We start from the raw sequence: 23,531 nt of genomic DNA on the forward strand, positions 1-23,531 counted from the left end.
GCTATTTCCACTTGTAGTCAGTTACAGAAATGATAGGTCCTTTGCACCCGTGAGCCTTCAGGACAACCCGCCCATCTTTACATCCGCAAAGATCAAACTTGGAAAGACCTCGATTTGTTCCAAGCTCGTCTGCTTTGACTTCATGCTCGCGCCCGCGAATACCGGCCGCCTTCAGCTGCCCCTTGTCGAGAATGATTTCACATTCATCACCATCGTCTTTGGATTTGCACAGCTCGTTGATTGCATTGCCCAGATCTTTGATCGCTTTCTGGCCGACTGGTCCAGACATGTAGATCAAACCACCGATGGCCAGTACGCTCGCACCGACAATGGCCACACCAGCACTTTCGCCCTTTGGATCTATGAATCGATTCGGCTGGTTCAGTGCGTAGGAATACGTGTTCATCCCACCATCCAGCCCGATCCGGTCACTCTGAATGTACCGCCCACCCTTGTCGTTGTAGTAGCGCTGCCAGTTGTAGAACAGCCCCGTCTCCGCATCGAAGTACTGCCCCGGGAACCGCAGGTTCATCTCGATGGGCTTGCTCGCCTTGAGCAACACTGGTTGATTCGTGATCGCCTGCTTCGGGTTTGGTGTCGCTTGCAGCACGCCCGTCGGCATGTTGTTGCCGAAGGCTGAATACGGCCATTGCCACACTGGCTTGTTGGCTTCATCCGTGATCAGCCTTGGCGTGCCGAGGTGGTCCGCGTGCACTGCGTAGAACTTGCCGTTGCGGTACATACCCACTGGCAATGCCTGGCCGTCTTGCGTCGGCAGCCAGATGTATTCCGTGCGTCCTTTGCCCACTGCGCTTCCGTTGTCATACTCGCCCAGCATCGCCCATGCGGGGATGGCGCCATCGCCGTAAACGTATGCCGTGCCAAGGCCTGCACCTGTTGTCGTGGTGCTGGCGCTGAACAGCCAGCCGAACGACTTCTTGAGCCACGCGATGAAGCCTGCGTCCAGCGTCGTTTCATTCGGCAGCGTTTGTTCGGCTTGCGGGACGCTCTTGAACACGCGCTGGCCCATGGCGTTGGTCAGATAGACCACTCGCGCGGCTTCTCCGTCTTTGCTGACTGTCACTTTGGCGAGGCGGTTCGCTGCGTCGTAGTCGAACTCCCTCAGGCCGTCGCTGGTCATCGAGCCATTCGCGTTGACGATGTAGTTCACCGGCGCGGTCACTACGCTCTTGACCTTGCCGTTGCTCATGGTCGTGAGTGTTTGCGTGAAGCCCAGCAGGCGGTTGCTGTCGCCGTCCATCAACGACACCTGGCTTGTGGTGCGTGCTGCATCCTGCTCGTCGAACTGGCCGTCTATGTCCGTGTCGCTGGTGGTCTTGTCGATGGACGTGAGGCGGTTGGAGTTGGCGTCGTAGGTGTAGTGGGTGCTGGCGCCTGCTCGGGTGAATGAGGTCAGGCGGTCGCGGTTGTCGTAGCCGGCAGTCCAGGTCAAAGGCGTGCGGTACAGCTCCAGCGTTGTGGTGCGTTGTGCCCACAGCTCTTGCGTGATGCTGGTGATGCGGCCTGCCGCGTCGTAGCCATAGCTTGAGAACTCGGTGCCGGTCATGCGGCCGTCGGTGTCGAAGGTGCGCGCTGCGGTGTCGCCGGTGCTCCACGTCCAACTTTGCGGCTGGCCGAGCGCGTTGTGCGTGAGGCTGCTGATGAACGGGATCGTGGGCTTGGGTTTGCGGGCGGTGCCGGGCTCGCGCACGGTCACGCCTGTGATGCGGCCTGCCGTGCGCTGGTATGTCACAGCAAGGCCGCTCGGGTAGGTGATGCCAGCCAACTCGCCTGCTGCGTAGGAATAGCTCACCGTGTAGCTGCTGGGCGTGGTGGGGTTGTCCAGCACAGTCGATGTCTTGCTGGTGATGCGGCCCTGCGCATCGCGTACGAAGACGAGTGAGCCTGTTTTGTCGCTGATGCTGGCCAGATACCCCGTCTTGTTGCTGTCCCACTCGAACTGCTGGACGGGTTCATTGCCGTGGCGGATTTCTGTGGGGCGGCCCAAGGCGTCGCGAGTGATGACCGTTCTGACGCCCTTTGCGTCGGTACTTGCGATCACGTTGCCTGCGGCGTCGTGCTCGTAGGTGACGTTGCCGCCATCGGGGCTGGTCTGGCGCTTCACATCGCCCAAGGCGTTCTGCTCGTAGCCGGTCTGCACGCCCTTGGGGTCGGTGACTCGCGTGAGCTGGTCCAGTGCGTTCCAGTCTGTGGTCACGCTCGCGCTGTCGGGCATGGTGGTGCGAACGGGGCGGCTCAGGCCGTCGAGCGATTGGGCTGTTGTTTGCTGCAGGGGGTCCGTGACCGATACCGGCTTGCCGTTGGCGTTGTAGGCCAGCTGCGTGGTTTGGCCCTGCGCACCGGTCAGGGCCCGAACACGGTTGAAGCTGTCGATGAGCTTGCCGGTTTGCAGCGCGAGGTTGCCGTTGGCGTCCAGCACTCGTTCGCTAACGCGGTTGCCCGCTGCGTCCAACTCGTACTGGATCGTTGCGCCCAAGTTGTCGGCGATCGTGCGAAGGCGTTGCGCTGCGTCGTACTGGTAGCTCTGGCTATAGCCGTTGGGCAGCTGCACGCTGGTCAGCAGGCCAAGCGCGTTGTACTGGTAGCTTGTGGTTTCAGCGCCTTGCATGACGCTGATCAAGCGACCGCGTGCGTCGTACACGTAGGTCGTTACCAAGCCGCTGGGCTCGGTCTGGCTCAGGACGCGGCCTGCGCCGTCATGGGTGTACGTGGTCTCGTGGCCTGCAGGGTTCTTCACTGAGCGCTGGTTGCCCACGCTGTCATAGCCATAGCGCCAGACACCGCCGTTGGCGTCTGTCATCGTGGCAATTTGGCCGCTGCTCGTGTAGCTCCACGATGTTCTGCGCGATGCGCCACTGGCCGTGTCGGTCACCGTCTCGCTCAGGGTGTTGCCCTGCGCGTCGTACTCGTACGCTGTCGTGCGGCCTGCTTCTGTGATGAGCGTGGGCAGGCGGAACGTGGGGTGCCACTGCGTCGTTCGCGTCTGGGCTTCGGGGCGCCCTGCTGCGCGCGTTGTGGAGAGGTTCAGTACTCGCGCCGTGTCCCACGTGTAGGTGGTCTGCACGCCGGCGAAGTCGGTCTCTGACTGCGGCAATTGCAGTGGCCCGAATCCGGTGCTCGCCGTGCGGTTGCCGTCGAACGCGCCGTTTGTACCGGCCAGCCGGATCTGGCCATCGCCACCCAGCCAGGTGTAGGTGCGTGGCGTGCCCAGCGGGTCGCTCACCTGGGCGCTGGACTGGAACAGGTCCGGGTCCACCGCTGCCGTGGTCAAGGTGCCGACTGCTGTCGTGCCGCCCGAGTACGTGACGCTGAAGCTGCCCGCCGCGCCCGCATGCTGCGTGCTCACTGCGCGGCCTGCGTCGTCGTAGGTGAAGCTGGCGTAGGTCACACCCGATTCATCCACGATGCCTGTCAGCGCCCATGGCCAGCGCGTGTCGTTGTACTGATAGCCGCGCGTGACGTTGCCCGCGAAGGTCGCCGTGACCATGCGGCCCATGCCGTCGTAACCGTAGGTGATCTGCTGGCCGTCCGGGGCAGTGACACTCAGGAGCTTGCCCTGCGCGTTATAGGCGAACTGCAGCCGACGACCGAACGCGTTGGTGACCGACTGAAGACGATCACCCGCGTACGCCAGCGTCATCGCCCATCCATTGCGCTGCGTGATCGACAGGAGCTTGCCTGCCGTATCAAAGCGCCAGCGCGATTCATCTGATGCCCGCGTGTATGTCAGGCCCGCTGCATCTTCTGCAAGGGTGTCTTTGTAGTTGTCTGCCACCCAGCCACCAGTCGCTGCGCGTTTGAACAGCACCTTGCGCCCATCGCCAAAGCGGATGTGGCTGTCTGCATCGCCCTTGAATGCGGTGGCCGCGTAGTCGTGGCTCCACATCGGCCCCATGCCTGCATCGGTGTTGTACAGACTACGGTAGTGCCGGACGAACGACAGGGGATGTGCGCTGCTGTCGAGCCAATCCGATTCGTCTTGCAGCTTCTCGCCGGTGGCGGGTTGGATCGGGTTGCCCACACCGCCGCACAGGTCGCACGACTGCACGGTGATCTGCTTGGTGGCCGCGCTCGCGCAGCCGTCGCACGTGCCCGTCAATGTGTCGGTTGTCGCTTTGTACGGCGGGACGTACGTGAAGTTGAATTCGCCTGCGCCGTTGGTGGTGCCAGTGGCAGTCGCTCCGCCAGTGATGGTGACCGTGACACTGCGCCCGCTCACCGGTGCGCCGTTGCTCGTCACCTTCGCGATCTGCGCAAGCACCGGCCCCGCAATCAACGCCTTGGTGCTGCTCGCACCAATCAGCTCAATGCGGTACGGCGCCACTTCGCAGCGCTGCGTCTGCTCGTTCCACGACTGGCCCACCGGGCATGCGCATGTTGCGTCGGCCTTGATGAGGGAGCCGCCCGCGCACTCGCAGCCCGGGCCGTAGATCGTCGTGCCCCATGGCTGGCGTATAAGCGGGTTGCCGCTGGGCTCTACGTCCAGCCCGACGAAGTCCAACAGGACCTCTGCACCCAACCCGCCCACGAAGTCGGGCCGAATGGTGGGATTGGAGAATTCGCACGACGTCACTTCCGATCCGGCCACGCACGACCACGTGTGGGCACCCCCCAGATGCAGCGAGTGACTGCGCGCGAAACGTTTGCAGGATTCCTGGATCGCGGCGTAAGCGCCCTGAACGACCAGCGGCGGTGAACATTGCGGCCCGCCCCAGATCTGGTCGGCAGGCACATAGCAGCTAGGTGCCGGCGCAGGCCCGCCAAACTGCATGGGCTGCTGCGCGTGTGCAATGCCCGACACAACAAACAACACAAGCGCGATGACGCAGCGCAACGCGGTGGCCACAGCCACGCTCACGGTTTTCTTCACCGTCCACTCCCTGAACACTATTTTTGATGCGCGGACTATAACGGCTCTTGCAGAGCTGCTTCAAGCCCGAAGCGGCGCACGCTAACTCACCACCTGATTCATCTCTCAGCGCAGCCAGTGGACTCGTTTTTGTTTTCGCTAGAGTCGAGCCCATGACCAAGCTCGTGCGCCGCTTCCTCTTTGTTCTGCTGTTACTCGTCGCTCTGGTGCTCGCCGGCATCGCCGCAAGCTGGGCGCCCGACAAGCCCGCCGCCGAACTCGCCGCAAAGTGGGCCACACCCCCTTCGCAGTTCATCGAGTTGCAGGGCATGCAGGTGCACCTGCGTGATGAAGGCCCGCGTGACGATCCGCTGCCCATCGTGCTGCTGCACGGCACGTCGGCCAGCCTGCACACATGGGAAGGGTGGGCAAGTGCCTTGCGCGGCAACCGCCGGGTGATCCGTGTCGATCTGCCCGGCTTTGCGCTCACCGGCCCGCACCCGAAAGACGATTACTCCACCGCGGCCTATGTCTCCTTCGTGCGCGCACTGGCCGACAAGCTCAACGTGCAGCGCTTCGTGCTCGCGGGCAATTCGCTCGGCGGGCAGATTGCGTGGTCCACTGCTGCGGCCATGCCCGATCGCGTCGCGCGGCTCATCCTGGTGGACGCGAGCGGCTACCCGATGGAGCTGCTGGTCGGCCAGGTCATTCCGCTGGGCTTCAAGCTCGCGGCCATTCCGTGGCTGCAGCCCGTGGTGCGCAACAGCCTGCCGCGCAGCGTGGTCGAGACGAGTGTGCGCAATGTGTATGGCGACCCATCCAAAGTCACGCCGCAACTCGTCGATGTGTATTACGACATGGCGCTGCGCGAGGGCAATCGCCGTGCGTTGTCATTGCGGCTCGCACAGGGTTACACGGCGGACACGCGGCGGCTCGCGCAGCTTCGCATGCCAACGCTGATCCTCTGGGGCGGCAAAGACAAGCTCATTCCGCGTGAGGCCGCGCAATGGTTCGCGCGCGACATCGCAGGCAGCAAGCTCGTGATGTTCGACGAACTCGGCCATGTGCCGCATGAAGAAGACGCACAGCGCACAGTGCAAGAGGTCGTGAAGTTTCTCTCTGCTCCCGCTGCCGGCAGCTGAGCAAGCCAGTACGATCGACAACGCAGCAGCGCCAGGAGTGTTCATGTCCGAGCTTGAGTCCCAGATTGATACGACCGTTCGCCACATCGCCACCGTTGAACAGCGTGTGGACGCGATACAGGGTGCGCTCGATGCGCGTGGCTTCGAAGCGTCGCAGGCCGTCGATGAGCTCGGCCACATGGCGCAGGAAGAATGGCTGCCGCGCAATGGCGCGCGCGTGGTGGCCAAGGCGTGGACTGATGCGGCTTTCCGAGCGCGGCTGCTTGCCAATGGCCGCGACGCGGTGATGGAGCTGGGCCTGTCCATGCCCAAGCACCACCGCCACCTCGTCGTGCTGGAGAACACCGCCAAGGTGCAGAACGTGATCTGCTGCACCCTGTGCTCGTGCACGGCCTTCACCATCATTGGCCTGCCGCCTGACTGGTACAAAGACCTGGAATACCGCGCCCGCGTCGTGCGCGAGTCGCGAACGGTGCTCAAGGAGATGGGGCTCGACTTGCCCGCTGACGTTGAGATCCGTGTGTGGGACACGACTGCCGACACGCGCTACATGGTCTTGCCCGAGCAGCCTGCGCACACCATCGGCTGGCCTGAAGACAAGCTGGCTTCCATCGTCACACGCGACGCCATGATTGGCGTCTCCCGTTTGTAATCACCCGTTTGTAGAAAGACCAGCACCATGGACGGAGTTCACGATCTCGGCGGGCGGCAGGGCTTTGGCCGCGTGCGCTACACCATCAACGCGCCGGTGTTCCACGCCACGTGGGAAGTGCGTGCGAATGCGCTCTATGCGCACGCCGTGCGGCGCGGTGTGTTCAACATGGACGAATACCGCCACGCCATCGAGCGGATGGAGCCGCGCCATTACCTGGGCGCGAGCTACTACGAGCGCACGCTCACCAGCCTGGCCACGCTATGCGTTGAAAAGGGCGTTGTCCCGCGTGAAGAGCTGGAGCAGCGCGCGGGCGGCGCGTTCCCGCTTGCATCGCCCAGCGCGCCTGGCCGTGGCAATGCGCCGCAGCGCGAGCGGTTCAACGTGGGCGACCGCGTGCGTGTGCGCCTTGATTTTGTGCCGGGCCATATCCGCCTGCCGGGGTACATACGCGGCAAGACAGGTGTGGTCGTGGGTGAGTCGCCCGCCTATCCGTTCCCGGATGCGCACGCGCATGGCATCGAGGCACAAGACGAGCCGACGTACGACGTGCGTTTTCGCTCCGAAGATTTGTGGCCCAACGGCGCAGACTCGGCGCTGGTGCATGTGGGCGTGTTCCAGAGCTATCTGGAACGCGCATAGCACGCACCGTTCACCTCACCGTGAATTCCTGCCCCCGGTAGCCACCCTGGAACGACGAGACCGGTTTGCCTACATAGCGCGTCACGTCGCGCTGCACTTTTGCGTAATCTTCAGAGTCGAGCTTGTACGCGTGGTTGCTGCCAATGCGCATCACCTGCGCTGGCTCTGCGCCAACCACCGTTGCTGGGTTGTAGCTCGACAGCAGCACGGCGGCAATCTTTCGCCCGCCGGTGTTGATCGTCCATGTCACCGGCTCGTAGTTGCTCAGCACCAGCACCAGCGGTTCGCTGCCGGGTGCGATGTTCACGCGCACGTTGCCGGCCCGGCCACCGCCCGGTGTATTGACTGCTTCATACACGCCCACGAACGCCACCTTTGCATTCGCAGGCACTCCGGCAAGGATAGGCCCAGCCGCCGCGCCGCCGGGCGCAAGGCCTGCCGCCTGCACGACGCGCGCTCGTTCGGCGGCCTGCTGCGCAAACGCAGCCGCCTGCTCGGCCGCGCCTCGCGCTTGCGACATGGACAGATGCCGTGCCCTTGCCGCCTCGGCGGGTGTCATGTCGGCCGTTGCTGCCGCCGATGCGCCGGGGCGAGTCATCTCTATGCGGGCGCGCGCCAATGCAAATTCTTCCTCGCGCTTGGCGTCTTCGAGCTTTCGCAGCTGTTTGGTGAGGTCAGCCTGCGCGATGAGTCCTTCCAGCGACTGCGGGTTGTCGCCTTCGACGGTGGTGCCGAGCAGGATGCCGCCGTTGCCGCGCTTGATAAAGGCTGTGCGCTGCGACGAAGCCATGAGCAGTCCATCGGCCTGCTTCACGTCACGCGCAGTTGATAGCTCCTGCTTGTCGATGTCGAGCAGGGCGCTGTGATCCTGCGATTCGCCGCTTGCACCATACGAGTTGCCGTCGAACATCAGCGTGCTCTCAGAGGTCTTGGCGATGCTTCGCACATTCAGCATCGCGGTCTGCAAACTGGTGACCTGGCCCGAGTCGGTGTCCAGCCACGACACGTTCTGGCCCGACACATAAACCAGCTTCTTGCCGCCACCCATGACGAGCGGTGTGCCTGACTGCACAGACACATTGCCCAGCGACCATTGCTTGATGGGGGTTACCGCGATGCCACCCACAGCGTTGCGCGCGTGGCCGATGAGTGCTGCCGTCTGGTAGGCGCCGACGACGCGCTGTCCCTGCGGCATGGTCACGGCCCAAGTGGGGCGCGTGGTCATCGAGGCATAGGGCTCCACCTTGCCTTGCCTGATATCGAGCAGGAAGGGCGCACCGGTGTTCGACTGCATCAACACAACGCCATCGACTTCGGGCAGCCATGTCAACACCGATGCGTATTTGCTTGCCGTCCACAGCGGCTCGCCTGTGGCGACATCGTGAAAGCGCAACCCGTTCGCAAAGGCAATCGCCACGATGCGTCCGTTAGGCGACAGTGACAGTGGCCGTGGCTGGCTTCCTGCCACCTTGATCTCACCGATGCGTTTGCCGTCTGGCACTTGCACGGCAGTGAACTTCTCACCGCCACCGAACACGAGCACGTTGGCATCGTCAGCCAGCACCAGTTGCGATGCGCCTTCGGGCGTCGCAATCAGGGCGCGAGGCGGCAATGCGGCGAGCGGCGCGAGCGGCGGCGCTTGAATGAGCAAGGCCAGGCGGCGCGCGCCAATCCATTCCTGGATCACGCCTTCCTGCGCGGCGAAACATTCTTTGTCGGTGAGCTTGGCCTTGACCTGCTTGGGCGTATCGAAGCGGCCGATCTGCACTAGTGCGCTGCACGAGAAAGCACGCGCTTTCAGGAGCTGGTCGAATTGCGTCTCGACAGATTTCTTCGCTGCACTGTCACCCTCGAGCGTGGCGAGAAGGCGGTTGAACGCCGTCTCGGTCTCTGCCGACACCGGAGCGGCGTTGTTGACTTTTTGCGGGGTGGACGTGAAGGCGGCGCTGACAACATCGCAGCCGGACAGGGGCACGAGCAGCAGGGCGCATGCCGCGAGACGATAAAACATATTGGCTCCTCCCAGAGCAACGCGCCGATGAAGGCTGGCGCGCTGGGAAGATTATCCGATGAGCTGGGTCGCGAGGCTCAGTCCACGACGTTGAGAATTTCAGTTCCTATCGCGCCGTCAGGATTGAGCACGAGTACTTTGCCGTTGCGATTGACGACTTTGAAGCAGCGCTCTTCACCAGCGCGGATCTTCTTCCATGTGGCGCAGTAGCCTGCCTCGATGGCGCGCCACGTGCCGCTGTCCACGAGGTTGCCTGTTGCCACGGTGGCTGTGCCGTCGGCCCTCATGTGGAAATCAATCAAGCCACCGGTCGCGCTGCGGCCGAACACTTTTTTGCCGACCCAGGCAGCTTTGATCTGCTCGCCGGTCCATGCCTGTTCTTGCGCTACGGCTGACGTGGCCACGCTCAGGATCGCGCAGGCAGCAAGCATCGTCAGGCGGGTCTTTGCAATCATGTTAGCTCCATTGAAGTTGTGAACATAACGACGCGGGCAGCAGCTGCCATCAGGGTCGATACGCATAGGCAGCATGCCGCATCACTGCGGTATCGGATACGGCTGGTCATCAGGCGTTGTCAACTGCATGTCGCGATAAACCTTCTGCCAGCCCGCCGGAAAGCTCGCAGGGTCTCGCGGCGCCAGATACGTCGCCAGGTCGAAGTGATTGATGTTGTGCTTGACCGGTTCGAGCCCCAGGTCCGCCGTGCCGCGGATGTGCGACATGATCGAGCGGCACGACAGCGCAAACGCGAACGAGGTTGAGCCCAGGCCATCCAGCCCCACCGCAAGAAAGTACAGCCGCGGTACATCAAGGCTGCGAAAGCCGCCGCCGCAGTGCTCGCGCAGTTGCGTCGCGCTGCGCACCGTTGCCAGCGCCGGCACATCGAGCCACGACAGGTCGGCGGTATAGCCAGTGCCCCACAGCACAACGTCGGGCCGCAACGCCGTGCCGTCAGTGAGCGTCACCGTGTCTGCCTGCATGTGCTCGACCTCTGCGGCGATGCGGCGGATCGCCGCGAAGTGCTCGATCATGCGGTGCCGCCCCGGTATCAACTGCTGGTGCAGCACGTCGAAGGGGAATGCGGGCACGATGGCTTGCAGCCCGAACTTGGCGTAGCGCCCGCGCAGGTCAGCCTCGATAAACGCGCTTTGCTGTGCGTGCGTCATGCCCGATGCCTGCAACCGCGAGAAGTCGCGCACGCTGCCGGCCACCGCCTTGGGCTTGCGTGTGGGCGTGAACCAGCGCAGCCCGCGATGCGCCCACGCAATCTCCCGGGCGCCGTGTTGCACCGCGAGGTCCAGCAGGTCGAGCGCCGAAGCGCCAGCGCCGACGACCAGCACCGACTTGCCGGCGAGCGCCTGTGGGTCTTGCAGCGCGGATGAATGAAGCTCTGCCACCGCGCTGGCATTGCGCTGCACCGGCGGAATGAACGGCCGGTTGTGCGCGCCCGTTGCAGCCACAAGGTGGCTCGCTGTGACCTCACCACCCGCCGTTGCGATCGTCCACCCGCCCTCACGCGGCGACGCGCGCACTGGCGTGTTCAGCGAGATGTCTCGCGCCAGGTCAAAGCGGTCGACCCAGGCCTCGATGTTGGCGCGGATGTGGGGCGCGAACGTTCCGGCCAGAGGAATGTCACCCAGCGTCCAGTCTGCTGCCGCAATCTGGATGTCCTGCCATGCGGGCAGCTGCCGCCACAGTCCGCCCACACCCGGCTGTGCCTCGAACACGCGGGCGCGCAGGCCGGCTCGCTGCGCGTAGTAAAGCGAAATCACGCCGCCGATGCCTGCGCCGACGATGGCTACATCGAGACTCTCACTTGCTTGCGTCATGCCGTCTCCTTGTTGGTTCGCGCCAGCGGGTTCAGCACGAAGTCGTATTCCATGATGAATGTACCGTCGGCCTGCTCGATCCAGTCGCACACCAGCGACTCGCGCACGCCAAACACGGCGTCGCTGCCCAGGTAATCGCTCTGGCTGCGAAACACATGCGTGATGAGTGTTTCGTAACCCGGCGCCTTCACCCTGAAGTGCAGGTGCGCCGGCCGCCACGCGTGCCGCCCGGTGGCTGCAAGCATCTGGCCGACTGGCCCGTCCTGCGGGATGGAATACGGCACGGCAACGATGGATCGGAAGTGATAGCGCCCCTCGCTGTCGGCCGTGATCACGCCGCGTGCCTGCGCATGTTCAAGCTGGTCGCGCTGCACGTCATACAAGCCGTCGTCGTCTGACTGCCACACGTCCAGCACGGCACCGGTCACAGGCTGGCCATCGATACTCCTTACGGTGCCGCGCACGAGGCACGGCGTGCCCTTTGCGCCATTGGCAATGTCTGCGCCCAGCGGGTAGTGCGGCGCGCCTTCCACATGGAAGGGGCCGAACACGGTGGCCTCTGTGCATCCGGGCGGCTTGTCGTTGTTCATGGCCACGGTGAGCATCGACAGGCCCAGCACATCCGACAGCAGGATGAATTCCTGGCGCTTGTCGTCGGTGATGTGCCCGCACCGCGTGAGAAAGGCAATGCCCTCGAACCATTCCTTCTCGGTGAGCTTCACGTCCTGCGCAAACGCGTGCAGGTGCTGCACAAGACTCGTCATCACCTGCCTGAGCCGCGCGTCGGGCGTGGCGCTGAAGCTGGCGAGCGCGGCCTGGGTGATGCTGTCCTGGCTGGAGTCCTGGCTGAGATTGCGCATGATGGGTCGCCTTTTCCTGCTAGCCTTTGCCGATGGCGACATCATCCACGATCACACTCGCAAGCGGTGCCGCGCGCACGCTGCCACCGGCCGACGGCATTGCCGGCTCCAACTGCGGCACGCCGGGCGTGTGGCGATTCACCGCTGCTGCGCCCGGCCCGCATGTGGTGTTGACGGCATTGATCCACGGCAATGAAGTGTGTGGCGCGCATGCGCTGTGGCGCGTGGTGCAGTCACCGCCCACATTGGCGCGTGGCACGCTGACCATCGTGTGCTGCAACCTCGAGGCGTACGCGCGTCTTGACGACGCCACCAAGGGCGACAGGCGATTCGTCGATGAAGACATGAACCGTGTATGGGGCCGGCTCGATGGCGCTCCCGGCGCAGAGGCGACCTACGAAGTGCGCCGCGCCCGCACCATCTGGCCCTGGGTGCAAGACGCTGACGTGCTGCTCGACCTGCATTCCATGACGAGCCCCGCGCCCGCGCTCGGGCTGGTCGGCCTTGCAGACAAGAACGTGGCCTTTGCACGCGTGGTGGGTTTTCCTGCGCTGCTGGTGCGTGATGCAGGCCACGCCGCCGGCCTGCGGCTGATCGATCGCCAGCCGTTCGGCGATGCGGCTGCTGCGCCTGCCGCGATGCTGGTCGAATGCGGCCAGCATTTCAGCGAAGAAGCGTTCGAAGCCGCTGAAGTCGCCGTGACGCGCACCATTGCCGCTGTGCTCGATACCAACGCGCTGCCACCCGCGCAGCCGCAGAGCGTGATTGAAGTCACCGAAGCCGTCACCATCCGCACGCCCGCTTTCAAGTTCGAACGCGAGTGGCCAAACATGGCCGTGGTGCCGCAAGCCGGAACGCTGCTCGCGCACGATGGCGACCAGCAAGTGCGCACGCCGTATGACAACACCTATCTGGTCATGCCCGCCTCGTCGCACCACATCAAGCCCGGCCTCACGGCAGTGCGGCTGGGCCGGCTGGTCAGCAGTGCCTGACAGGCCTGCGTCCCTCGCAGGCGCTGGCACTGCTGGTAGTGACCCGTACCTCAAGCCGCTATGCTTGGCTGAATGAAAAGGCTGCCAGCGTGACAAGGTCCATTGCCATGCGCCGCGCGAGCACGGCAGCGCTGTATGTCGTTATCTTCAGCAGCAGCGCGATGATGCGCATCTGCGACCCGATGCTCACGGTGCTGGCCCACGAGTTCGGTGTGACGACGGGGCAGGCGGCGCAGACGGTTTCTGCCTTCGCGATTGCCTATGGCTTCCTGCAGTTCTTCTTCGGCCCGGCGGGCGACCGCTGGGGCAAGCGGCGCGTGATTGCTTGCGGTGCGCTCGCGACGGTGGTCGGCAACACACTTGCGGCCAGTGCACCCAACCTGTTTGTGCTCATCGTCGCGCGCATGCTGTCGGGCGCGGCAGGCGCGGGCATCATCGCGCTCACGCTGGCGTGGGTGGGCGATACGGTCGCTTACGAGAACCGCCAGGCCGTGCTCGCGCGGTTCCTTTCAGCATCGTTGGCGGGCCTGATCGCAGGGCAGCTGATCTCGGGTTTGCTCACCGAGCAGTTTGGCTGGCGCGCGGTGTTTGTGTTGCTGATCGTGCTGTTTGGCGTGTCGGGTTTGCTGGTGCTGCTCGACCCGGCGCTCAAAGGCGACTTGCGTGCGACAGGCCCTTCGCGCCGGCACCTGCAACCCATCGTTGATGTCCTGCGCATTGCATGGGCGCGGCGCATCCTGATGATTGTTTCGGTCGAAGGCGCGTTTGCACTCGGCGCCATTGCCTTTCTGCCCGCTTACCTGGTGAGCGAGTTCAAGCTGGGTATCTCGGGGGCTGCCGGCATTGTGGGGTTGTACGGCGTGGGTGGGCTGGCGTATGCCGCTAGCGCTCGATGGCTGGTACGCCGCTTCGGCGAGGCGCGGCTGGCTGTGCTCGGTGGTGGTGCACTGGCAGTTGCATGGATGGCGCTGGCGCTCGCGCATCACTGGTGGCTTGTGATACCCGCCTGCACGCTGGCCGGTATGGGCTTCTACAGCCTGCACGGCGTCTTGCAGACCAACGCCACGCAGATGGCGCCCGCGATGCGCGGCACGGCGGTGTGCCTGTTTGCGTCGGCGTTGTTCCTGGGTGTGTTCGCGGGCGTGGCGGTGGATTCGCTGGTGGTGGACCGCTTTGGCTTCCGGCCGGTGTTTGCTGCGAGCGCTATCGGCCTGGGCCTGCTCGGCTGCGTGTTTGCTGCGGCAATTGGCCACCACCGCCGCAGCGGTGGATTTGCACCGCTTGATTGACGCAAGTCAACCGCCGGCGCAGCGCTGGTGACCATGATGGTTACTTCAAGAGGGACAGTTAACACTTCAAGGAGCCGTCATGTTCGATCCCGTCAAGGCCTGGCATGAAGAGCACATGTACTTTGGCCGGCTGCTGGCGCTGCTGCAGCATGAGATGGATGTTTTCGCGACTGGCGACACACCGAACTATTCGCTGATGCTCGACATCATCGAATACCTGCGCGACTACGCCGACCAGTACCACCACCCGCGTGAAGATGCGGTGTTTGCCAAGGTGCTGCTCAAGCACCCTGACAGGCGGCTGCCGCTCGCGAGGCTGCAGCAGGAACACCGCGTGATTGCACATGCAGGCATCGCGCTGCAACGCATGCTGGAAGAGCTGCAGTCGGATGCGGTGCTCTCGCGCAGTGAAGTGGAAGTGGCCGCGGCAACCTACCTTGTGTACTACGGCAATCACATCATGCGAGAAGAAGAAGACATTCTTCCGCTCGCGGCCAAGGCGCTCACACCGCAAGACTGGACTGCTGCAGCCGCAGCTGCGCCGGGCGGTGAAGACCCGGTGTTTGGCAAGAACCCGAAAGCGCGGTTCCACGAGCTGCGCCGGCGCATTGCGCTGGAGGCGGCCTGAGGGGCAGTGATGCAAGGGTGAGGGCAGGGCGTGAGCAGGGCGGCTGCAAGCCCGCCCGGGCCGGGGTAGCATGCGAACATTCTGACCCCGGAGACTGCCTTGATTCGACGCACATTCCAGGCCGCCGCGCTCGCGCTGGCCGCGCCTTTCGCCATGCTCCTGGCCAGCGGCACCGCGCACGCTGCCGACGCCTTTCCGCAACCGGGCAAAGCGATCCGCTTTGTGGTGCCGTATCCGCCCGGCGGGCCGACCGACCTGATGGCCCGCATCCTCGCGCCTGAAATGCGAAAGCGGCTGGGCGTGCCGGTGGTGGTGGACAACCGCGCGGGCGCGGGTGGCAACCTGGGCACCGACCAAGTCGCGAAGTCAGCGCCTGACGGCCACACCATCTTGCTGGCGGCAAGCGGGCCGATGGCCGTGAACGGCAGCCTGTATTCATCGCTGCCCTACAGCCCGATCAAGGACCTGGCGCCTGTGATTCAGATCTCGGCGTTTGCGCTGGTGCTGGAAGTCAATCCGTCGGTCGACGCGAAGAACCTCAAGGAATTTATCGCCGCGCTGAAAGCGAAGCCCGATGCGTACAACTTTGCATCTGCCGGCAACGGCACGCCGCAACACCTGGCGGGCGAGCTGTTCAAGCGGCGCGCCGACGTGAAGATGCAGCACGTTGCGTACAAGGGCGCAGGCCCCGCGCTCAACGATGTGCTGGGCGGGCAGGTGCCGATCATGTTCGACATCCTCGCGAGCTCGCTGCCGCATATTGCCGCAGGCAAGCTGCGGCCCATCGCCGTGACCACGGCCAAGCGCAGCAGTGCTTTGCCTGATGTGCCAACACTGGCAGAGCTGGGCATGACGGGCTTTGACTTCTCGGCGTGGCATGGCATTGCCGTGGCTGGCACAACGCCCGCGCCCATCATCAAGAAGCTGAACGAAACGTTCAACGCGATCTTTGCCGATCCGGCCATCAAGAAGCGCTGGGAAGCGATTGGCTCGCCCGTCGTCGGCGGCACGCCCGAGCAGTTTGGCGCTCTCGTGCGAACTGAGACGGTGCGGTTGGGTCGCATCGTCAAGGAAACCGGCGCGGTGGCCGACTGAAGGAGGCAAAACATGGCACGACTTGAATTTGTAGATGCGTCCACGCCGGGTGTGGACGCTGCGCTCGTCAACATGGTGAAAGAGCGGCGCGGCGGCGAGCTGCTCAACCTCGACAAACTGCTGCTGCACAGTGCGCCGCTGGCTCGCGGATGGAATGCGATGTTCGGCGCGATTCGCACGGGCTGCATCCTCGATGGTGGTGTGCGCGAGCTGGTGATTTTGCTCGTGGCCATCCTCAACCGCGCGCCCTATGAGTTCGCGCAGCACGCGCCCGTCGCGCTGGAAGAGGGCGTGCCGCAGTCGAAGATCGACGCGTTGGCGAATTGGGCGGAGTCGGGTGAATTCAACCCGCGCGAGCGTGATGCCCTGGCCTATGCCACGGCCATGACGCTGCAAGTGCAAGTGCCTGACGACGTCTTCGCAAATGTGCGCCGGCATTTCGGCGATCGCGAAATGGTGGAGCTGACAGCAACCATCGCGGGCTACAACATGGTGTCGCGGTTTCTGGAGGCGATGCAGATCGAGGTGGAGCGTTAGCGCAGCGGTGCGGGCAGCTGACGCCGGCTGAAGACAACGCTTGCCGCAATCTCCGGTGGTACGCTCGATCGAATGAGTTCGCTTGCCAGTCGTTTTCGTCACGTGGGGCTGCACCGCCCGCGGCTGCTTGCCGCCGCTGCTGCGGGCACAGCTGCCTTCTTTTTCCTGCCCGAGGCATGGACCTTCACGGCCCGTGTGCTGGTGGCGTGGAATCTTGGCGTGTGGCCCTATCTGGTCGCGCTGGGCTGGCTCATGCTGCGCAGCAATGCAGAAGGCGTGCGGACCATCGCGAAGCAGGAGGACGCGAGCAGCGCGGGCTTGCTGATACTGATGTGCACGGCGGCTGTGTTGAGCGTGGCCGCCATCATGGTTGAGATGGCGCATGCGCGCGACAGCGGCCAGACGCAACTCTTCGTGTATGTGATCACGGTGTTGACCGTGATGGGCTCGTGGCTGCTGCTGGCCGCGCTCTATACCTTTCACTACGCGCATCTGTTTTACACAGCGCCGGCGCACCGGCAGCCGCTCGTCTTTCCGGATGGCATCAAGTCGCCTTCGTATGTGGACTTCATGTACTTCGCATTCACGATTGCCGTTGCCGTGCAGACCTCTGATGTGGTGGTGCACACCACGGCCATGCGTGCCGTGGTGCTGGCCCAGTCAGTGCTGAGCTTCTTTTTCAACCTGGCGATCCTGGGCCTGCTGATCAACATCGCTGCGAGTGTTGCCGGGGTGCATTGATTGGGCTCGTTCGACACGTTGGTCGTGGGGGCAGGCTTTGCGGGCAGCGTGCTCGCAGAGAGGCTTGCGAATGTGCTCGGCCAGCGCGTGCTGGTGGTTGACAAGCGGGCGCATATCGGTGGCAACGCTTACGACTGTTGTGACGCGGCAGGTGTGCTCATCCACCCCTACGGGCCGCACTTGTTTCACACCAATTCCGACAATATCTTCGAGTACCTGTCGAAGTTCACGCAGTGGCGTGCGTACGAGCACCGCGTGCTCGCGAGTGTGGACGGGCAGCTGCTGCCAATGCCAATCAACCTCGACACGATCAACAAGCTGTATGGGTGGAGCCTCACGTCATCAGAGGCGGAGAAGTTCTTTGCATCTGTTGCTGAACACAAAGCCGAGATCAAGACATCGGAAGACGTGGTGGTGAGCAAGATGGGCCGCGAGCTGTACAACAAGTTCTATCGCGGCTACACGCGCAAGCAGTGGGGGCTCGAGCCGTCGCAGCTTGATGCGAGCGTGGCCGCACGAGTGCCAGCGCGCACCAATCGCGACTCACGCTATTTCACCGACAAGCACCAGGCCATGCCGCTGCACGGCTACACGCGCATGTTCGAGAAGATGCTCGCGCACCCCAACATTGAGGTGATGCTCAACACCGATTACCGCAGCGTGATGCATGCGGTCGCGCACAAGCACATGGTGTACACCGGGCCGGTCGACGCGTTCTTTGACCACAGGCACGGCAAGCTGCCGTATCGCAGCCTGCAGTTCCGGCACGAGACGCTGCAGCAGGCGCAATACCTGCCGGCGGCCACCGTGAACTACCCGAATGACCACGCCTACACGCGCGTGACCGAGTTCAAGCACATCACCGGGCAGGAGCATGCATGCACGTCGATCGTGTATGAGTACCCCAGTGCCAGCGGTGAGCCCTACTACCCGGTGCCCCAACCCGAGAGCGCCGCGCTCTACCGCAAGTACGAAGCCGAGGTCGAACAGCTGCAGGGCGTGACGTTTGTGGGCCGGCTCGCGTCGTACCGCTACTACAACATGGACCAGGTGGTCGCCCAGGCGCTGACGGCGTTCAAGACGATTGCGGCGGCGCAATCATTCAGCTTTCACCCTTGACACCTGTTTCACTTCGATACAGACTGGCCCGGGCGTGAGAAAAATCACGTTGTTCCGCTGACTGCGGTTGTGTTACCGACAAACTCCGGAAGACCAAGATGTCCAAGAAAACCTTGACCACTGTGGCGCTGCTTTGCGTTGCCGCACTTTTGCCAGCTCACGCATTCGCAGTCTCCAGCGTTCCCGAGATTGATGGCGCGCTGTCGCTGCAGGCCATCGCGCTGATGGGCGGCCTCGTGTATCTGCTCAAGCGCAAGAAGTAAACGGTGCGGCCGGCAGCGACCGGCATCGCAGGCAACGCGAGCGCGGCGCAGGAGCCGCGATGGGACGCTTCGAGCATTGACCTGCGGCGGCTGTGGGTAGCTTTGTTCGCGCTTTTGATCGTCGGGTGCGAACTCGCGGCGTTTGACTACGCCTTTGGCGAGCGGCTGATGTTTCTTCGCACGATCGGTACGCACTGGCGCTACTGGGGCTTCATCGGCGTCCTTCCAAAAAATCTTGCGCTGCTGGGCATTGGCGCAGCCGTCGTGCTCGCGCCCAGCCTGCTGCGGTTGGCTGCGCAGCGCACACAAATCCCAACACTGGCTCTGGTTGCTGGTACGCATCTGGCGGCCGGCGCCTTGATCGCGTCGGTGGCGGCCCTGTTGCTGGCACCGCCGAAAGACGCAGCAGCGTGGCCGCCGCTGCTGCCATGGATCGTGATGCCGGCACTGCTCATGTGGGCGGCGTCCGCCGCGCTGCTTGTCGCGCCGCGCCAGGTGTGGGCTCAAGCGCTGCGCAGCAAGCGCTGGGAACTCGGCTTTGTCCTGTTCGCAGCCGTTGGCTACAAGCTCGCGTCGCACTTTCTGCCTGACATCGAGCGCGTGATTGCCGATCTGCTGTTTGCGCCGACGACTGGCGTGGCGCGCACGATCGATCACTGGTGGGGATTCGATACGTCCATGGATGCCGCAACCCGCACGTTGTCCATCGGCTCGTTCGCGGTTGAGATGGCGCCGTCGTGCCTGGGCTACGCCGGTATCGGGCTGGTCTTCGTTTTTATCAGCGCCTATCTCTACGCAGGTCGCAAGCATCTGCGTTACCCGCAGGTGCTGGTGATGGTGCCAGCCGCGATGGGGCTGATCTGGCTGCTCAATGGTGTGCGCATCGCCGTGCTGATGGCCATTGGTGCCATGGGTCAGCCCGAGGTGGCAGTGCAGGGCTTTCATTCGGCGGCGGGCTGGGTGCTGCTGATGGGTGTGACCGTCGGTTGCATTGCCTTCGTGGATCGCTCGGCGCTGTTTTCCACCAGGGCAAAAGCAACCAGCAGGCCGCTGTCGGATGAAGACATCCAGCTGGTGCCGCAGCTGGTGCTGTTGGCCATGGGGCTGTTCACGTTGCTGTTCACCGCCACGTTCGACTGGCTCTACCCGGTGCGCGCAGCGGCTGCTGCTGCGGCACTCGCGTGGTACGCACGCAGGCTGCCGCTGGCGCGCCTGGACTTGAACCATTGGCCGCCATTGATCGGCATCGTGGTCTTCATTCTGTGGATAGTGATGATCCCCGCAGAGCCAGCGAAGTCGCAGGCGTTTGCAGCGGCGCTGTTCGCTGCGCCCGCGTGGCTGGTGGGCCTGTGGCTTATTGCGCGTGTGGTTGGCAGCGTCGTGATCGTTCCGCTTGCGGAGGAGCTTGCCTTCCGGGGCTTCCTGTTGTCCCGGCTGCTGCTCGCGTTTGGCGATGCGCCTGAGTGGCTGCGCTACACCTCAGCCATCGCCATATCGTCTTGCGCGTTCGGGTTGCTGCACGGCGCGTGGATCGCGGCGGCGCTCGCGGGGGTTGCCTATGCGGGCGCGCTCTATGTGCGCGGCCGGATCACTGATGCAGTGGTTGCCCACGCAACGACGAATTTGCTGATCGCGGTGTATGTCATGGTGGGCGAGCAATGGTCATATTGGTGAGAGGGCACCCCAGGCCTTCTTCGCCAACGATCCCGCCAGGTAGTCAATGAGCGCCCGCACTTTGGGCGACAGGTGCTTGCGTGTGGGATACACGGCGTAGATGCCCAGTTCGAGCGACTTGTACTGCGGCAGCACCTCAACCAGTGCGCCACTTTCCAGGTCGCTTTCGACCATGAATGAGGGCTGCAGGATGATGCCCTCGTGCCCGAGTGCTACAGCGCGGCAGGTATCGCCGCTGTTCGTGCGCAGGCGCGGCCTCACGCGCACGGACACCACGCCATCGGGGCCGGTGAATTCCCATGTGTCTCCCGTGGCGAGCAGGCTGTAGGCAAGCACCTGATGCTGCGCGAGGTCATTCGGATGGCGCGGCGTGCCGTGCTTGCGCAGGTAGCGCTTCGAGGCGCAGAGCACCAGCCGTGTGGATGACAGCTGGCGGCTGACGAGCGTCGAGTTGCGCAGCCGCGCGATTCGCACCGCAACGTCGATGCCTTCTTCCACCACGTCCACCATGCGGTCAGAGAGGTTGACTTCGAGCTCCACCTCAGGGTGGCGCAGCATGAAGCCGGGCCACAGGGGCGCGAGGTGCAGCATGCCAAAGCTGACGGGCGCACTCACTTTGAGAAGCCCAACGGCGCGGCCCGTGCGCTCGGTGACCTCTGCCTCGGCTTCGTCGACGGAGGCGAGAAGCTCTTTCGATCGCGCATGGAACACTTCGCCTTCTGCCGTGAGCGACTGGCGACGCGTGGTGCGATGCAGCAGCCGCACGCCCAGCCGCGCCTCCAGGTCAGCCACGATGCGCGACGCGGCAGCCTTGGACAGGTCGAGCGATTGCGCCGCCTTCACAAAGCTGCCTGCATCGACGACAGCGGTGAAAACGCGCATTTCAAGAAAGCGATCCATGAGGGCTGCCTTTGCAATTGACTCAAAAAACGGAACAGTCAATCAATTTTGGCGTAGTTTATCTTCAGTGCCTAGATAGTTAGAGTCAAACCATTCACTCAACACGCAAAGGAATCGGCATGAAAGTCACCGTCATCGGCTCGGGCAACATGGGCTCTGCATTCGTCAAGCAACTGCATGCGGCGGGGCATGTCGTCAGCGTCACGGGGCGCGATGCGGCCAAGGCTGCGCAGCTTGCTGCGCAATACACAGGCGTGTCGGCAGTGGACGTGAAGTCCGCCGCGCAGGGCAGCGATGCGATCGTGCTTGCCACGCCCTATGAGCAGGCAGTTGCAGCGCTGCAGTCGCTCGGCGATGTGAGCGGCAAGGTGGTCATCGACATCACCAATCCGCTGACGCCCGACTACATGGGCTTGACGATGGGGCACAGCACGTCGGCAGCCGAGCAGATCGCGCTCGCCGTGCCGGGCGCGCAAGTGGTCAAAGGCTTCAACACGCTCTTCGCGCAAGTGCTGTCTGCTGGCGCGCAGCTTGGTGGCGAGAAGGTCACCGTGTTTGTTGCCAGCGATAGCGAGCGCGCGAAGCAGACGGCAGTTTCATTGGCCGAGAGCATGGGCTTCAAGACGATGGATGTGGGCGGGCTGAAGAACGCGCGCTACCTGGAGCCGCTGGCCGGGCTGAACATCTATTTCGGCTATGGCGCTGGCCTTGGAACGAGCGTTGCGCCGACCTGGATATCGGCCAAGTAAACCAACCGGTTAAGTTCTGGAAGAAAGAAGGATGTGATGCAAGTGTTTCCATCGGTCTTCGTGTCGCATGGCGCGCCTACCTTCGCGATCGAGCCGGGCATCGCAGGCCCCAAGCTCGCCGCACTGGGCCGTGCGCTGGGCAAGCCGCGCGCTGTGGTGGTTGTGTCGCCGCACTGGATGACGGCTGGCGTCAGCGTCACATCCGTGCAGCAGCCGGAAACGGTGCACGACTTCGGTGGCTTTCCTGCGGCGCTCTATGACATCGAGTACCCCGCAAAGGGCGCGCCGGAACTTGCGAGCCTGATCGTGGACAGGTTCAAGCGCGCTGGATGGAACGCATCGCTCGATGCCACGCGCGGGCTGGACCACGGCGCGTGGGTGCCGCTGCTGCACATGTTTCCTCACGCGGATATTCCGGTGCTGCAGGTGTCGATGCCGCGCTCGCTGGATTCGCAGTCAGCGCTGCGGCTCGGGCAAGCGCTCGCCTGGCTCGGTGAAGAAGGCGTGCTCGTGATTGGCTCGGGCAGCTTGACGCACAACCTCTACGAATTTCGGCAGGGCACAACGCGTGAAGAGCCCTATGCGCGCGAATTCGCGCAATGGATTCGCACTGCGGTGCAGGGCGGTGACGCTGCGCGGCTTGTGGGCGCACTTCGCGATGCGCCGCATGCCGCACGTGCGCACCCTACGGCGGAACATTTCCTGCCGCTGCTCGTGGCTGCAGGTGCTGCACCGCAGGCGTTGCCTGTGACGGTGCTGGAGGGCGGCATTGAGCATGGTGTCTTGTCGATGGACTCGTTTGTGTTTGGCCGTGCGGTGATACTGGAAGCCGAAAGGCAGCCCGCATGAGTGAAGACAAGTCCATCGTTGTTGCGCGCCCTGCTGTGGTGGCCGGGCTGGTGCTGCTGTTCCACGGAGTGGGCGCCACTGCCAGCGACCTGGCGCCGCTTGGCGGGTTGATCGCGAAGGCGATGCCGCATGCCATGGTCGTAAGCGTGGAGGCACCATTCGCATCCGACATCGGCGCGGGGCGTCAATGGTTTTCCGTGCGGGGCGTTACCGAGGAGAACAGGCCAGGGCGTATCGCGCAGGTGATGCCTGCATTTCAGCAGGCGGTGCTTCACTGGCAGGGCGAAGCGGGCGTTTCAGCTGAGGCAACGACGCTGGTCGGCTTCTCGCAAGGCGCGATCATGTCGCTGGAATCAACACAGTGCGAGCCGGTGCTTGCGCGGCGCGTGGTGTCGCTTGCCGGCCGGTTTGCCGCTGAGGTGATGAGGCCGCGCGATGCAACCGTATTCCACATGATTCACGGTGACAGCGATGCGGTTGTTCCCGCGGAGAACAGCAAGCGTGGGGCAGCTCAGTTGAAGCAACTGGGTGCGCAGGTGACGCTCGATATCGTCCCCTCGCTCGGACATGGCATTGACATGCGTGTGGTCGAGCTGGTGACGGGCTATCTGAAGTAGTGATTGCGCCTATACATGACCACGATCAGTCGGCGAGCCTGGTGATGTTGCGCGAGTTCATGCATCACGTGG

21 protein-coding genes are annotated in these 23,531 nt (G+C 63.7%); 15 read left to right on the top strand and 6 right to left on the bottom strand.

Annotated elements, in window-relative coordinates:
• Position 1: 1 nt before the first annotated feature.
• The gene (locus GHT07_RS05005; protein ID WP_153583967.1) at positions 2 to 4,891 is read right to left on the bottom strand and encodes an RHS repeat-associated core domain-containing protein; all 4,890 of its coding nucleotides are present in this window, start codon (positions 4,889 to 4,891) and stop codon (positions 2 to 4) included.
• A gap of 152 nt (positions 4,892 to 5,043) precedes the next feature.
• Here GHT07_RS05005 and GHT07_RS05010 point away from each other — a divergent pair, with 152 nt between their 5' ends.
• From GHT07_RS05010 to nthB, 3 genes are read left to right on the top strand one after another with little or no spacing between them, the layout of a single operon-like run.
• Entirely contained in the window at positions 5,044 to 6,012 is a 969-nt protein-coding gene (locus GHT07_RS05010; RefSeq protein ID WP_153583968.1) for an alpha/beta fold hydrolase, read from the top strand.
• A 43-nt stretch (positions 6,013 to 6,055) separates the two neighbouring features.
• Complete coding sequence (locus tag GHT07_RS05015) at positions 6,056 to 6,664, top strand: nitrile hydratase subunit alpha (RefSeq protein ID WP_153583969.1); 609 nt, start codon at positions 6,056 to 6,058, stop codon at positions 6,662 to 6,664.
• 27 nt (positions 6,665 to 6,691) lie between these two features.
• Positions 6,692 to 7,306 carry a nitrile hydratase subunit beta gene (gene nthB, locus GHT07_RS05020; RefSeq protein WP_153583970.1) on the top strand — a complete coding sequence of 205 codons (615 nt, stop codon included), beginning with the start codon at positions 6,692 to 6,694 and terminating at the stop codon, positions 7,304 to 7,306.
• Between the two features lie 10 nt (positions 7,307 to 7,316).
• Here the strand turns inward: nthB and GHT07_RS05025 are convergent, their stop codons facing one another.
• The 4 genes from GHT07_RS05025 to GHT07_RS05040 all read right to left on the bottom strand — a co-directional run bounded on the left by GHT07_RS05025 (position 7,317) and on the right by GHT07_RS05040 (position 12,006).
• Positions 7,317 to 9,317 (bottom strand): WD40 repeat domain-containing protein, encoded by a 2,001-nt coding sequence (locus tag GHT07_RS05025; protein WP_153583971.1) that lies wholly within the window; start codon positions 9,315 to 9,317, stop codon positions 7,317 to 7,319.
• Between the two features lie 77 nt (positions 9,318 to 9,394).
• Complete coding sequence (locus GHT07_RS05030) at positions 9,395 to 9,772, bottom strand: hypothetical protein (protein WP_153583972.1); 378 nt, start codon at positions 9,770 to 9,772, stop codon at positions 9,395 to 9,397.
• 81 nt (positions 9,773 to 9,853) lie between these two features.
• Entirely contained in the window at positions 9,854 to 11,146 is a 1,293-nt protein-coding gene (locus GHT07_RS05035; RefSeq protein ID WP_153583973.1) for a flavin-containing monooxygenase, read from the bottom strand.
• Complete coding sequence (locus GHT07_RS05040; protein WP_153583974.1) at positions 11,143 to 12,006, bottom strand: intradiol ring-cleavage dioxygenase; 864 nt, start codon at positions 12,004 to 12,006, stop codon at positions 11,143 to 11,145. Before GHT07_RS05040 ends, GHT07_RS05035 begins: the two co-directional genes overlap by 4 nt.
• 32 nt (positions 12,007 to 12,038) lie before the next feature.
• Between GHT07_RS05040 and GHT07_RS05045 the strand changes: the two genes are divergently transcribed.
• The 9 genes from GHT07_RS05045 to xrtE all read left to right on the top strand — a co-directional run bounded on the left by GHT07_RS05045 (position 12,039) and on the right by xrtE (position 20,344).
• The gene (locus tag GHT07_RS05045; RefSeq protein ID WP_153583975.1) at positions 12,039 to 12,998 is read left to right on the top strand and encodes a M14 family metallopeptidase; all 960 of its coding nucleotides are present in this window, start codon (positions 12,039 to 12,041) and stop codon (positions 12,996 to 12,998) included.
• 89 nt (positions 12,999 to 13,087) lie between these two features.
• Complete coding sequence (locus GHT07_RS05050) at positions 13,088 to 14,287, top strand: MFS transporter (protein ID WP_153583976.1); 1,200 nt, start codon at positions 13,088 to 13,090, stop codon at positions 14,285 to 14,287.
• 79 nt (positions 14,288 to 14,366) lie between these two features.
• A complete protein-coding gene (locus GHT07_RS05055) occupies positions 14,367 to 14,915 on the top strand; it encodes a hemerythrin domain-containing protein (RefSeq protein WP_153583977.1) in 549 nt (182 codons plus the stop codon).
• 153 nt (positions 14,916 to 15,068) lie between these two features.
• Entirely contained in the window at positions 15,069 to 16,010 is a 942-nt protein-coding gene (locus tag GHT07_RS05060; RefSeq protein ID WP_153584030.1) for a Bug family tripartite tricarboxylate transporter substrate binding protein, read from the top strand.
• A gap of 12 nt (positions 16,011 to 16,022) precedes the next feature.
• Positions 16,023 to 16,547, top strand: a complete 525-nt coding sequence (locus tag GHT07_RS05065; RefSeq protein ID WP_153583978.1) for a carboxymuconolactone decarboxylase family protein — start codon at positions 16,023 to 16,025, stop codon at positions 16,545 to 16,547.
• Positions 16,548 to 16,619: 72 nt separating this feature from the next.
• Positions 16,620 to 17,288, top strand: a complete 669-nt coding sequence (locus GHT07_RS05070) for a DUF1345 domain-containing protein (protein ID WP_153583979.1) — start codon at positions 16,620 to 16,622, stop codon at positions 17,286 to 17,288.
• Positions 17,289 to 18,407, top strand: coding sequence for a UDP-galactopyranose mutase (gene glf / locus GHT07_RS05075; RefSeq protein WP_153583980.1), 1,119 nt, complete (start codon positions 17,289 to 17,291; stop codon positions 18,405 to 18,407).
• Positions 18,408 to 18,505: 98 nt separating this feature from the next.
• The gene (locus tag GHT07_RS05080; RefSeq protein ID WP_153583981.1) at positions 18,506 to 18,670 is read left to right on the top strand and encodes a hypothetical protein; all 165 of its coding nucleotides are present in this window, start codon (positions 18,506 to 18,508) and stop codon (positions 18,668 to 18,670) included.
• Positions 18,671 to 18,673: 3 nt separating this feature from the next.
• Positions 18,674 to 20,344 (top strand): exosortase E/protease, VPEID-CTERM system, encoded by a 1,671-nt coding sequence (xrtE, locus tag GHT07_RS05085; RefSeq protein WP_153583982.1) that lies wholly within the window; start codon positions 18,674 to 18,676, stop codon positions 20,342 to 20,344.
• Here the strand turns inward: xrtE and GHT07_RS05090 are convergent.
• A complete protein-coding gene (locus GHT07_RS05090; RefSeq protein WP_153583983.1) occupies positions 20,333 to 21,244 on the bottom strand; it encodes a LysR family transcriptional regulator in 912 nt (303 codons plus the stop codon). The genes xrtE and GHT07_RS05090 overlap by 12 nt on opposite strands.
• A gap of 119 nt (positions 21,245 to 21,363) precedes the next feature.
• Here GHT07_RS05090 and GHT07_RS05095 point away from each other — a divergent pair, with 119 nt between their 5' ends.
• The 3 genes from GHT07_RS05095 to ypfH are packed head-to-tail and all read left to right on the top strand — an operon-like array spanning position 21,364 to position 23,459.
• Positions 21,364 to 21,993, top strand: a complete 630-nt coding sequence (locus GHT07_RS05095; RefSeq protein WP_153583984.1) for an NADPH-dependent F420 reductase — start codon at positions 21,364 to 21,366, stop codon at positions 21,991 to 21,993.
• Positions 21,994 to 22,029: 36 nt separating this feature from the next.
• Positions 22,030 to 22,842: a DODA-type extradiol aromatic ring-opening family dioxygenase gene (locus GHT07_RS05100; protein ID WP_153583985.1), complete on the top strand. Its 813-nt coding sequence runs from the start codon at positions 22,030 to 22,032 to the stop codon at positions 22,840 to 22,842.
• Positions 22,839 to 23,459, top strand: a complete 621-nt coding sequence (gene ypfH, locus GHT07_RS05105; RefSeq protein WP_153583986.1) for an esterase — start codon at positions 22,839 to 22,841, stop codon at positions 23,457 to 23,459. Before GHT07_RS05100 ends, ypfH begins: the two co-directional genes overlap by 4 nt.
• The last annotated feature ends 72 nt before the right edge of the window (positions 23,460 to 23,531 follow it).

It is taken from the genome of Caenimonas koreensis DSM 17982 (assembly GCF_009646335.1).
GTDB classification, from domain to species: Bacteria; Pseudomonadota; Gammaproteobacteria; order Burkholderiales; family Burkholderiaceae_C; genus Ramlibacter; species Ramlibacter koreensis.